Here is a 12,455-nt window from a genome sequence, read left to right on the forward strand (position 1 = left end):
GCAGGTCGGGTGGCGCTCGCCGACTCAGCGGCGCCAGACCGGCGGCACGATCGAGCCGCGCCGCCGCGCCACCACCAGCAGGCCGAGCGTGCACAGCGAGCACAGCACCAGCGCGACCACCGAGGCCTCGGCGCCGAACGCGCCGCCGCTCAGCCAGTCCGGGCCGCTGCGGGTGGAGATCAGCCAGCCGTCGGCGTCGCTGCCGGAAACCGGGATGCCGTAGACCGTGCCCTGGGCGAAGTTCCACGCCGCGTGCAGGCCCATGCAGGCCGCCAGCGAGCGGGTGACGTGGTAGAGCATGCCGAACAGCAGGCCGGCCTCGATCGCGATGGCCGCCGAGCTCCACAGCGTGGCGCCGGGGTTGGCGATGTGCGCCGCGCCGAAGAACAGCGCCGAGATCAGCAGCGCCCACCAGCTGCCCAGGCCTTCCTCGACGATGCGGAAGATCACGCCGCGGGCAATGATCTCCTCGCCGATGCCGGCGCCCAGGCCGACCACCAGCAGGGCATTCACCCATGCGGCGTCCGGGTTGCTGCCCGTCACGCGGTAGCTGCCCAGCAGCCACAGCGTGGCCACCACGGCGCTGAACAGCAGCAACCCGAACAGCACGCCGGACAGGCCCTGCGGCAGCAGCCGGCGTGGCGCCAGCTCGGCGAGCGGGCGGCGTTCGACGCCTTTCACCAGCAGCAGGTAGGCGGCCAGCGGCACCAGCGCACGGGCGACGAATTGTGCGATGGCCAGTTGTGGCGCCGGCGTGCCCTTGCCCCAACCCAGCAGATGAAAACCGAACTGTGCCAGCATCATGAGGCCGACGAACCAGGCCGCGAAAATCACGATCCGCGCCAGCGGCGAGAACAGCAGCCAGCGCTGCCAGCGCGGCGCCGCGGACGGCGTGGTGAAGGCGATGGCCTGCTCGTGCATGTTTGGGCTCCCCCGGCAAAGCCGTGCACGTTAGCAGCGCGGTGGCGCGGCGGCTACAGCTCCACCGCCGCCGCGTGCTCGCGCGTGGCGGCGAAGCGCACCTGCGGCCAGCGCTCCTGCGCCAGCTGCAGGTTGACCCGCGTCGGCGCGATGTAGACCAGCTCGCCGGCCGCGTCCAGTGCCAGGTTCATCGCGTTCTTCTCGCGGAACTCCTCCAGCTTCTTCGGGTCGTCGCAGTGCACCCAGCGTGCGGTGGTCACCGTCACCGGCTCGAAGCTGGCGTCGACGTTGTACTCGTCCTTCAGCCGGTAGGCGACCACCTCGAACTGCAGCACGCCGACCGCGCCCAGGATCAGGTCGTTCGACATCAGCGGGCGGAAGAACTGGGTCGCGCCTTCCTCGCTCAATTGCGCCAGGCCCTTCTGCAGCGCCTTCATCTTCAGCGGGTCGCGCAGCCGCGCGCGGCGGAACAGTTCCGGCGCGAAGTTCGGGATGCCGGTGAAGGTGACCAGCTCGCCCTCGGTGAAGGTGTCGCCGATGGTGATGGTGCCGTGGTTGTGCAGGCCGATCACGTCGCCCGGGTACGCCGTCTCCACGATCTCGCGGTCGGACGCCATGAAGGTCAGCGCGTTGGCGATGCGCACCTCCTTGCCAGTGCGGGTCTGGATCATCTTCATGCCGGCGTTGTAGGTGCCCGAGCACACGCGCATGAACGCCACGCGGTCGCGGTGCGCCGGGTCCATGTTGGCCTGGATCTTGAACACGAAGCCGGAGAGCTTCTCCTCCTCCGGCTGGATCTCGCGCGTGGTGGTGGCGCGCGGGCGCGGGCTGGGCGCGTACTCGACGAAGAAGTCCAGCAGCAGCTGCACGCCGAAGTTGTTCACCGCCGAGCCGAAGAACACCGGCGTCTGCCGGCCGGCCAGGTATTCGTCGAGGTCGAACGAGGGCGCGGCGCCCTGCACCAGCTCCAGTTCCTCGCGCAGCTCGCGCATCGCCTCGGCACCGATCTTCTCCAGCAGGCCGGGCGCATCGAGGCCCTTGAAGATGGTCGAGTCCTGCCGGGTGAAATTCTTGCCCTGCTCGAAGATGTGCACCTCGTCCAGCGCCAGGTGGTACACGCCCTTCAGCCGCTTGCCCATGCCGATCGGCCAGGTCACCGGCGCGCAGGCGATGCCCAGCACCGACTCCACCTCGTCCAGCAGTTCGATCGGCGAGCGACCCTCGCGGTCGAGCTTGTTGATGAAGGTCATGATCGGCGTGTCGCGCAGCCGGCAGACTTCCATCAGCTTGATCGTGCGCTCCTCCACGCCCTTGGCGCAGTCGATCACCATCAGCGCCGAGTCCACCGCGGTCAGCACGCGGTAGGTGTCCTCGGAGAAGTCCGCGTGGCCGGGGGTGTCGAGCAGGTTGACGATCTTGCCCTCGTACGGGAACTGCATCACCGACGAGGTCACCGAGATGCCGCGCTCCTTCTCCAGCGCCATCCAGTCCGAGGTGGCGCTGCGCGACGTCTTGCGACTCTTCACCGAGCCGGCCATCTGGATCGCGCCGCCGAACAGCAGCAGCTTTTCGGTCAGCGTGGTCTTGCCCGCGTCGGGGTGGCTGACGATGGCGAAGGTGCGGCGGCGGCGGGTTTCTTGGAGATGCGAGGGCATGGAGGCGGGTCGGCTGGAGCGCGAACCGGCAATTGTAGCGTGGATCGGGGTGGGGCCTCTTGCTCCCTCTCCCGCGGCAACCACCTCGCGACCTCGTTGTAGGAGCCCGCTCGCGGGCGATGCTGTCGCCTTTTGATGGGTGATTCAAAGCGAAGAGCTTTCGTGCGCCTGCGGCGCCCGAGGTACTTCTCTTTATGCTTGCCCAAAAGAGAAGTACCCAAGAGAAAACGACACCCCGCTTGGCGCTTGCCGCCCATCCATGGGCGGCAAGTCCGTGAGGCGGGCCGGGCTTTTCGACAGAACATTCCTGTGCTGGTGAAAAGGAATCGGCATCCTGCCGATTCCCCCTGCGGGGCCTGTCGTCCCCACCTCACTCCCGCACAGGGGCCTCGGGTAGAGCAGCGCGCCATCCTGGCGCGCAACTTGGTACGCCACCGCTGCGCGGTGGCGGAAGAGCCGATCGCCAGAGCCTCTCCCTTGAACGCCATTCCCAAGTGTACGGATATCTCGATTCGGCCAAGAATGGTCGTTGGTAACTCCAACCTGGCCCCGTTCACTCCCGGGATAGAGCCTCGTCGGCGGCTGTGCGTGCGTGAATGGCGGTAGTGTCGAACAGAGGGACCTCGGAGTCTTGCTGGTTGACCAGAAGCGATATTTCCGTACACCCAAGAATGATGGCTTGTGCGCCCTGGGACGCGAGTATTCCCATGATTCTTCGATATTCGCCGCGAGACTCCGACTTGATGTTTCCCAAACACAGCTCTTCGTAAATGATGCGGTGAATAGTCTCACGGTCCTCCGCATCGGGAACGATGACCCGAAGGCCGTGACGCATACTCAAGCGGTCACGGTAGAAGGCCTGTTCCATGGTGAACCGCGTACCGATTAGGCCAACGGTTGAATGGCCCGCCCGTCTGATTTCGGCGGCCGTTGGATCGGCAATGTGAAGCAGTGGGATGGAGACGGCCGCCTCAATGGTGGAGGCCACCTTGTGCATCGTATTTGTGCACAGTATCAAGAAGGCTGCACCAGCTGCCTCAAGTGAGCGAGCAGCAGCGGCCAAAATGACTCCGGCAGCTTCCCAGTCACCGGCGCGCTGAAGTCGCTCAATCTCGTGGAAGTCAACACTGTAGAGGACGACCTTTGCCGAATGCAGACCGCCCAAGCGCTCTTTGATCGTATCGTTGATCTGACGGTAATAGGTAACGGTCGATTCCCAACTCATACCGCCGATAAGGCCAATCGTCTTCACGAACACTCCTGTACGAGAGCTTGTGATGCCCGACTCTGGAGTCAAGCGGCAAAGAATAAAGGGGCCAAGTTCATTTAAATCGTCGACTTCACGCCGCCTGAATCACAAATTCGCTGGCCGTGGCGATGGGCTGCACGTTACGCAGCGTGCGGCGCATTTCGACCAGACCATAGCGTTCCATCGTCTTGAGCGTCCGTGAAAGATTGCTGGGCGCGCGCCCGGTGAACTCGGCGAGCTGGCTCAGTGATTCGGGCTTCTGCTCCCTGATCACACGCAGCAATGCGCGGTTGTCGTCGGACAGCACTTCGGCCAGCGAGCGCATGGAGGTGAACCAGATCTTCGGCTCGTTGGGGCGTGGCTGATGATCGCCGCGCGCTATGGCCAGTGCGCGGGCGCGGATGGCTTGTTGGGATGCGATGCCGATGACCAGCTTTTTCATGATTTCGTTTCCTCAAGTACGCGATCGACTTCGTTGAAGAAGTCCTCCAGCAATTGCTGCGGGCTGGTGAATTCGTACGGTATGCCCTTGTCGCTGACGTGACGATGTCGATGGTCGTAGGCCAGACGCCGGCCTGCATGGCGCTTGCGCTTCGGTGGCTTGACGACATGCGCATTGTCGAAACCGAGCAACCGCGTGCCGTAGCGATCATGCAATGTCAGCGCGTAGCGTATGCCGTGTGGCACATGCTCGTTCGCCTCGATACGCCATGCCTCGATCTTGATCCAGTAACCGTTTCCCTGATCGTAGATCTCGCCGTTGAGCAACAGCAGCGTTTCCAGTCCCACGTCTTCCTTTGACATGACTATATATCATCCGATGATAACTTGAATGAATTCCGCCGAGGTTCGTGGCGGCTGGTCGCATGCCGCTCCATGAGCACGGAGTCAGGTTCGGCCGTTCCGACATTTGTCCGAGATCGGGAGCCGGCATGACGCCGGCTCTGCCAGTTACGTCACTTCGCCAACTGCACCAACACCCGATGCCAGAACTCCAGCCCGGCTTCGACCTCCGAAGCGGGCAGCTTCTCGTTGAGCCCGTGGGCAAACGTGTCGTCGGGCTTGGTGAAGGCGGCATCGATGCCGTAGCTGGGCACGCCGGCGTTGCGGAAGTACATGCTGTCGGAGGCGCCGGCGGACATGCCGGGTACCACTTCGACGCCGGGGAAGCGGGCGTGCACGGCGGCGGTGACGGCGGCGATCACGTCCTGGCGCAGTGGCGAGGCGGGGCTTTCCACCGGCGGGGGCGGCAGCACGGTGACGGTGGCGGACTGGTCGTTGATCACCTTGACCAGCGTGTCGCGCACGCTGTCGACCGGCGTGCCCGGGAAGATGCGGCAGTTGATGTTGACGCTGGCGCTCTGCGGCAGTGCGTTGAGCGCGTGGCCGCCGTTGAGCATGGTCGCCACGCAGGTGGTGCGGATCTGGCCGACGTAGGCGGGATCGGCGGAGATGGTGGCCGCCGCGGCGGCATCGTCGGGGCGGGCGGCGAAGCGGGTCATCGCCGCGCCCAGCGGGCCGGGCGTGTGGGCGCCGAGCGCACGCAGCGAGGCGAGCGTGATCTCGTTGCTGAGCGGCGGAAACTGGTAGCCGGCGACGCGGTCGATGATGCGCGCCAGCCGGTAGATCGCGTTGTCGTTGTTCGGTTCGCTGGAGTGCCCACCGGCCGAGGTCAGGCCGATCCGGAAGTCCGCATAGGTCTTCTCGGCGGCCTGGATCTGGTACAGCGCGGGCTTGCCGGTATCGGGATTCAGGGTGCCGCCGCCGGCGTCGGCGTTGAGCAGGAATTCGGCGTCGTGATAGCGCTTCGCCAGCTCGCGGGTCGAGGCCATGGTGGTCTCTTCGTCGCCGGACAGCAGCAGGATCAGGTCGTGGCGCGGCTTGAAACCCTCGCGCTTGAGCCGGATCAGCGTTTCGACCAGCACCACCACCGCGGTTTTCATGTCGGCGGTGCCGCGGCCGTAGAGGTAGCCGTTCTCCTCGATCAGGGTGAACGGGTCGCGGGTCCAGTCCGCGCGCTTGGCCGCCACCACGTCCATGTGCCCGGACAGCAGGATCGGCCTGCCTTCGCCGGTGCCGCGGTAGCGCGCGACCAGCGCGGCGGTTTCGCCCACCGGGATGATCTCCACGTCGCCGGCAGGGAAGCCGGCGGCCTTGAGCTTGTCCGCCAGATAGGCGGCCAGCACCGGCACCTGGTGCTCGCCCTGAACGGTGTGGATGCCGATGGCGTGTTTCAGCATGGCCATGGTTTCCGGCCGTGCCTCGGCGGCGCTGCCGGCGTGGGCCATGCCGATGCCGGCGCAGAAGACCAGCGCGGCCGCGGCGGCGGGCCCGAGTGCTCGTGGTGCTTTCATACAAGATCCCCTGTCGACGTCATGAACGAAGCACCGAGTATGCGCGACGTCTCGCACGCCTGCATCTGCCGCGCGGGTACCGCCTGCGCTGCTGTGCTAACCTTGCCGCCGCGCTGGCGGTGCTGCCGCCAGCGCGACACCCCTTGGGGAGTAGCCTGCCTCGCTGCGGCGGGGCGTCTTCGTCAACATGCTCGGCCCGTGCGGCCGTGGCGAAGACACCGATCCTGGTTGGCGAGACCAACGGCTGACGGCGCCACGGCGGTGGGGCGCGCCGTCGTGCCGTTGCGCCTGGCCCGACCGAATGGCAACCCATGAATCCCATTTCCATCCTGCTGCTCGGCTTTGCCATGTCCACCGACGCGTTCGCCGCGGCGATCGGCAAGGGCGCCGCCATGACCAAGCCACGGCTCAGCCAGGCCATGCGCGCCGGAGCGATCTTCGGCGTGATCGAGGCAATCACGCCGGTGCTCGGCTGGCTGCTGGGCAAGGGCGCCGCGCGCTACATCGAGGCCTGGGACCACTGGATCGCGTTCGGCCTGCTGCTGGTGCTGGGCCTGCACATGGTCTGGGCCGGACTGAAGCCGGATTCTGGCGAGCCGGTCGACGAGGCGAAGCAGCACGGCATCGTCGGCCTCGCCATCACCGGCCTGTCCACCAGCATCGACGCGCTGGCGGTGGGCGTGGGGCTGGCCTTCGTCAACACGCCGATCGCGGTGGTGGCGCTGGTGATCGGCCTGTGCACGTTCGGCATGGTCACGCTGGGCATCATGCTCGGCCACGTGCTGAGCGCGATGGTCGGCCGGCGCGCGGAGATCATCGGCGGCGTCATCCTGGTCGGGGTAGGCGCGGTGATCCTGTACGAGCATCTTTCCGCCTGACGGACGCCCATGAAAAACCCGGGGATCGCTCCCCGGGTTCCATGGTCCTGCCGTGTTGCCGGACGGCCTACAGCTTGTAGTTCACTCCGAGCATCACCGTGCGGCCCCAGGTGTCGTACTCCAGCGGGCGTGTTACCTGCACGCCATTGGGCAGGCCGGAGATCTGCACGCTCTTGTCCGCCGTGTTGCTGAGGTTGCTGACCTGAAGCAGCAGCGACAGGCCGTTCAGGCTGCCCTCGGAGAACGCATAGCCGAGCTGCAGGTCGGTCTGCCGGTTGGCCAGGATCTTGGTGTAGCCGAGCTGGTCGAACAGCGCCACCGCCTCGCCGGTGAAGGACGAGCGGTAGCGTTCGGCCACGCGCACCGACCAGCCGTACTTCTCATAGTACAGCGCCAGGTTGGCGACCTTGCGCGACAGGCCGGGCAAGGTCGAGGGACCGCCGGGGATCGACGAGATCGAATTCTTCGGAATGTTGCTGTTGGTCAGCGAGAAGTTGGCCTGCACGCCGAAGCCGTCCAGCGCCTGCGCCAGCAGGCCGCCTTCCAGCGCACCGGACAACTCCAGGCCCTGCATCTTGCCGCCGGTGCCGTTCAGCGGCATGGTGAACGAGCCCTTGTCGCTGGTCGCCGTCAGCGTGGGGTCGTTGTTGATGTAGTTCTTGAAATCGTGGTCCAGTACCGTCTGGTTGTAGATGTAGTTCAGCAGGTTCTTGTTGAACACCGCCGCGGCGAAGTAGCTGGACTTGCCAAAGTAGAACTCGTAGGAGAGGTCGGTGCCCACCGCCACGTACGGCTTCAGCTTCGGGTTGCCGCCGCTGCCGGACCACAGCACCTGGCCGGCGGCCGGGCCGTTCTGCACCTTCGACAGGCCGGCCGAGGTGGCGACCTTCTCGTCGTCGATGCGCCCGCGCGCCATGGTCTTGGCGAAGCCGAAGCGCAGGTACTGGCGGTCGGTAAGGTGCGCCACCAGGTTCAGGCTGGGCAGCACGTTGTTGTACTTCGTGCCGTCGTTGATGCTGCCGACCAGCGTGTCGCCATTGGTCTGCAGCGCGGTGGAGGACTGGTCGGTGCGCACGAACTGCACGCCCACGTTGCCGGTCAGCGGCACGCTGCCCAGCGTGGTCTCGATGTTGAACTTGGCGTAGGCCACCGGGACCTTCTCTTCCACCGTGTAGTTGCGGCTCCAGTCGCCCTGGCCGTTGCGCTCGGTCAGGTAGAACTGGTTCGCCAGCGCGCCCAGCACGTCGTAGCTGAGTATGCCGGGAATGCCGCCGTAGCCGAGCGAGGTCGGCGCCCACAGGAAGGCCGGGTTCACCGGCGCGCTGAAGTGGTTGTCGTAGGTGTCCCTGGTGGAGCCGTTGCCGTTCAACCAGGCGAACTGCACGTCGGCCTGCTTGGTCTTGGTGCGGTCGGAGTAGTTCACGCCCAGGTTCATGCTGCTGAAGATCCAGCCCAGCGGGTGGCTCACTTCCAGCCGCACCGCCTTGATGGTGTCCTTCTGGGTATCGAACTCCTGGCGGCCGTTGTAGCCGTAGCCATCCGGGTCGGTGAACACCACCTTGGACGGGTCGGCCAGGTTCACCGCCGGCGAGAAGTACGGGTAGCCGTTGCCGGCCGGGGTGCGGAAGTCGACGCTGGTGAACGCGCCGCCGGCCAGGCCGGTGAACAGGTAGGCGTCGTGCAGCTTCTTCTTCGCGCTGGAGTACGACAGGTCGGCGGTGGCGGTCCAGCCGTTGTCGAAGTCGTACTGGTTGTTCCAGCCGGCGGAGAACAGCTTGTCGTGTTCCTTGGTGTACTGGTTCTGCAGGATCGGCGCGATGCCGCTGATGGTGCCGGAGGTGACGATCGGGTAGGGCTGCGCCGGCGTGACGCCGACGTTAGAGTAGCTGACGTTGTCCCACGGGTTGCTCGACCACTGCGCGCCGTTGGTGAACTTCTTCTCGCCGAAGATGGAGTGGTACAGGTCCAGGGTGGAGTGGTAGTGGTCGCCCGGCGCCCACTCCAGCACGGCCATCAGGCCGCTGCGTTTCTGGTTCAGCGACTGCGCGCGCAGCTGCATGCCTTCCTGCGAGATCACGCCGTCGGGCATGCCGGGCGTGTGCGGCGCGCCCCAGTTGTCCTCGGCGCTGCCTGGGCCGTTGTTCATGCTCCACCACCAGGCCTGGTACTGCTTTTCCTGGATCGGCGAGTCGAGGTGGGCGAAGCCCACCGCCAGGCCCAGGGTGTGGTCGAAGAACTGGTTGATGTAGGAGATGCTGGCGCGGTGGCCCATGTCGCCGACGCCGCTGCCCGGGTTGAGCTTGCCGTTGGTGGTGTGCTCGCCGCGCAGGTTGACCGCGAAGGCGGGACCGGGCAGGTCCAGCGGCTTGATCGTGTGCAGGTCGACGGTGCCGGACAGGCCCTGGCCGATCAGGCTGGCATCGGGCGTCTTGTAGATCGCCACGCCGCTGATCAGCTCGGACGGGTACTGGTCGTACTCGACGCCGCGGTTTTCGCCGATGGTCGCCTGCTCGCGCCCGTTCAGCGTGGTGCCGGCAAAACCGGGGTCCAGGCCGCGGATCGAGATCATGTTGGCGCGGCCGTTCAGGCGCTGCGTGGCCAGGCCCGGCACGCGCGACAGGCTTTCGGCGATGCTGGCGTCCGGCAGCTTGCCGATGTCCTCGGCGGAGATCGCCTCGATGATGTTGTCCGAGTTCCGCTTGGCCTTCAGCGAGTTCTCGATGCTGGCGCGGATGCCGGTAACGATGACCGCGTCGAGGTTGCTGACCGTGTTCTCGGATTTCTTGTTCTTCTTGTCGGCGACCTTGGCGTTGGGACTGGCCGGTGCGGCCTGGCTGTCGGTCGGCTGCGGCGCCGGCTGCGGCGGCACCTGCTGGGCCGAGGCCGGAGCGCTCAGTGCCAGGCCGAGCAGCACGGCGGCGCAGGAGGCGGCCAACGGCCGCTGACGGAAACGGACGAACGGCGCACGCGGCGCCTGCGACATGCGGCAAGAATTCATGGAGTCCCTCGATCGAGATGGCGAGTGCCCCACCCGGCACTCGGGTGCCCGCGGAGGCGGATCTACGGGCAGGCTTATGCTACCGCTCGATCGTGCCCGGGTGTGCGTGCCTGTTTTTCCTGCATACATGTTCGAGGGAGTAGGCGGCGGGCGCTGCGATGCAGCATTCCGCGGTGCGGAACGTGCCAAGGCGTGAAGCGCTATTTCGCCTCCTTCTCCATCAGTTTCTCCACCATGCCGGCCGGTACCTCCTGGTAGTGGTCGAACTCCATGCTGAAGGTGCCGCGGCCGCGGGTGGCCGAACGCAGGAAGTTGATGTAGCCGAACATCTCGGCCAGCGGCACGAAACCCTGCACGAAGGCGGAGCTGCCCTTGTGGCCCTGGTCGCTGACGCTGCCGCGGCGGCGGTTGATGTCGCCGATGACGTCGCCGAGGTAGTCCGCCTCCATCACCACTTCCAGGTGCATGATCGGTTCCAGCAGCTTCGGCTTGCTGAGCTTCTGCGCCTCGCGGAAGCACTGCCTCGCGGCGATCTCGAACGCCAGCGCGGAGGAGTCGACGTCGTGGTACTTGCCGTCGATCAGGCGCGCCTTGAAGTCGACCACCTCGTAGCCGGCGACCTGGCCCTCCTGCGCTTCGGCCTTGACCGAGTGCTCGACCGCCGGGATGTACTCGCGCGGTACGCGGCCGCCGACCACCTCGTCGGAGAACACCACGCCCGAGCCCGGCTCGCCCGGCTCGAAGATCATCGTCACTTCGGCGAACTGGCCGGAGCCGCCGGTCTGCTTCTTGTGCGTGTAGGTGTGTTCGACGGTCTTGCCGAACGCCTCGCGGAAGCTGACCCGGGGCTTGCCCATGTTCGCTTCCACGCCCAGCTCGGTGCGCATGCGATCGATGGTCACCTCCAGGTGCAGTTCGCCCATGCCCTTGAGCACGGTCTCGCCGGTTTCCTGGTCCACTTCGAGCTTCAGCGACGGGTCGGCCTTGACCATCTTGTAGAGCGCGCTGGACAGCTTGTCGACGTCGTTGCGGTTCTTCGGTTCCACCGACACGCTGATCACCGGCTCGGGGAAGCGCATGCGCTCCAGCAGCGCCGGGTGCGCCGGGTCGGCCAGCGAGTCGCCGGTCTCGGTGTCCTTCATCGAGACGAAGGCGCAGATGTCGCCGGCGCGCACCTCGTCGATCTCCCGGGTGTCGTCGGCCTGCACCTCGACGATGCGGCCCATGCGCTCCTTCCTGCCGCGGGTGACGTTGAGCAGGGTGTCGCCCTTCCTGATCACGCCGGAATAGATGCGGCAGAAGGTGAGCGTGCCGAACTGGTCGTTGATCACCTTGAACGCCAGCGCGCGCGCCGGCGCGTCGTCGGTGACGGCCTGCTCGCCGACGACGTGGCCGTCCTCGTCGACCATCGCGATGCCGCCGTTCTCGCCCGGGTAGGGCAGGTAGTCGACCACCGCGTCCAGCAGCTGCTGCACGCCCTTGTTCTTGTACGACGAGCCGCACAGCACCGGCACCAGCGCGCCGGTGACGGTGCCCTGGCGGATGCAGCGCTTGAGCACCGCCGGGTCGAACTCGCCGGTGTTCAGCAGCCGCTCGAAGGCGTCGTCGTCCAGCGCCAGCGCGGTTTCCAGCAGGTCCTGGCGCAGCTTCGGCAGGTCGGCGATCCATGCGGTGTCGGCGCTGGCGCCGAACGTCAGCCGGGCCTTGAGCTGCTCCAGCGGCACGCTTTCCCACACGCTGTCCTTGTCGTCGGAGGCCCACAGATAGCCCACGCCGGCGACCAGGTCGGCCATGCCGACGAATTCGTCGCTGCTGCCCAGGGGGATTTGGCACAGCAGCGCGTTGGCGCCCAGGCGCTCGCGGATGCCCTTCACGCAATGCGCGAAATTCGCGCCGATGCGGTCCATCTTGTTGACGTAGCAGATGCGCGGCACCTTGTACTGGTCGGCCAGGCGCCAGTTGGTCTCGGTCTGCGGCTCCACTCCGGCGACGCCGTCGAACACCACCACCGCGCCGTCGAGCACGCGCAGCGAGCGGTTCACCTCGATGGTGAAGTCGACGTGTCCGGGCGTGTCGATCACGTTGATCTGGTGGCCCTTCCACTCGGCGGTCACCGCCGCCGACTGGATCGTGATGCCGCGCTTGCGCTCCTGCTCCATGTAGTCGGTGGTGGTGGAACCCTTGCCGTCCTTGGTGTCGTGCACGTCGACGATCTGGTGCTTGCGCCCGGTGTAGTAGAGGATGCGCTCGGTGGTCGTGGTCTTGCCCGCGTCGATGTGGGCGATGATGCCGATGTTGCGGTACAGGCTCAGGGGTTTCTTGCGGGCCACGGGCTGGACTCCGGAGAGGGGCTGCGCGAAGGCAGCGAGGGGATCGTTCACATGTTGCCCGGCGCGGGCT

Annotated in this window: 9 protein-coding genes; 1 reads left to right on the forward strand and 8 read right to left on the reverse strand. The window is 66.2% G+C overall.

The genetic code is table 11. From position 1 onward, the window contains the following. Positions 1 to 24 precede the first annotated feature (24 nt). The 6 genes from R2APBS1_RS02995 to R2APBS1_RS03020 form a co-directional block, all read right to left on the reverse strand. Complete coding sequence (locus R2APBS1_RS02995) at positions 25 to 921, reverse strand: CPBP family intramembrane glutamic endopeptidase (protein ID WP_015446826.1); 897 nt, start codon at positions 919 to 921, stop codon at positions 25 to 27. Between the two features lie 53 nt (positions 922 to 974). Beyond that, positions 975 to 2,576: a peptide chain release factor 3 gene (locus R2APBS1_RS03000; protein WP_015446827.1), complete on the reverse strand. Its 1,602-nt coding sequence runs from the start codon at positions 2,574 to 2,576 to the stop codon at positions 975 to 977. A gap of 553 nt (positions 2,577 to 3,129) precedes the next feature. Beyond that, complete coding sequence (locus R2APBS1_RS03005; RefSeq protein ID WP_425477021.1) at positions 3,130 to 3,801, reverse strand: aspartate/glutamate racemase family protein; 672 nt, start codon at positions 3,799 to 3,801, stop codon at positions 3,130 to 3,132. Between the two features lie 115 nt (positions 3,802 to 3,916). After that, a complete protein-coding gene (locus tag R2APBS1_RS03010; RefSeq protein ID WP_015446829.1) occupies positions 3,917 to 4,267 on the reverse strand; it encodes an HVO_A0114 family putative DNA-binding protein in 351 nt (116 codons plus the stop codon). Next, entirely contained in the window at positions 4,264 to 4,629 is a 366-nt protein-coding gene (locus R2APBS1_RS03015; protein WP_015446830.1) for a toxin-antitoxin system TumE family protein, read from the reverse strand. Before R2APBS1_RS03015 ends, R2APBS1_RS03010 begins: the two co-directional genes overlap by 4 nt. A 152-nt stretch (positions 4,630 to 4,781) precedes the next feature. Further along, on the reverse strand, positions 4,782 to 6,179 hold the full coding sequence (locus tag R2APBS1_RS03020) for a M20/M25/M40 family metallo-hydrolase (RefSeq protein WP_015446831.1): 1,398 nt from the start codon (positions 6,177 to 6,179) through the stop codon (positions 4,782 to 4,784). Positions 6,180 to 6,490: 311 nt separating this feature from the next. Between R2APBS1_RS03020 and R2APBS1_RS03025 the strand changes: the two genes are divergently transcribed. Further along, on the forward strand, positions 6,491 to 7,057 hold the full coding sequence (locus R2APBS1_RS03025) for a manganese efflux pump MntP (RefSeq protein WP_007510803.1): 567 nt from the start codon (positions 6,491 to 6,493) through the stop codon (positions 7,055 to 7,057). Between the two features lie 67 nt (positions 7,058 to 7,124). Here R2APBS1_RS03025 and R2APBS1_RS03030 read toward each other — a convergent pair whose 3' ends face one another. Continuing rightward, positions 7,125 to 10,055: a TonB-dependent receptor gene (locus R2APBS1_RS03030; protein WP_015446832.1), complete on the reverse strand. Its 2,931-nt coding sequence runs from the start codon at positions 10,053 to 10,055 to the stop codon at positions 7,125 to 7,127. A 200-nt stretch (positions 10,056 to 10,255) separates the two neighbouring features. Then, positions 10,256 to 12,385: an elongation factor G gene (gene fusA, locus R2APBS1_RS03035; RefSeq protein WP_015446833.1), complete on the reverse strand. Its 2,130-nt coding sequence runs from the start codon at positions 12,383 to 12,385 to the stop codon at positions 10,256 to 10,258. Positions 12,386 to 12,455: the final 70 nt, after the last annotated feature.

This window comes from Rhodanobacter denitrificans (assembly GCF_000230695.2).
In the GTDB taxonomy this organism is placed as follows: Bacteria; Pseudomonadota; Gammaproteobacteria; order Xanthomonadales; family Rhodanobacteraceae; genus Rhodanobacter; species Rhodanobacter denitrificans.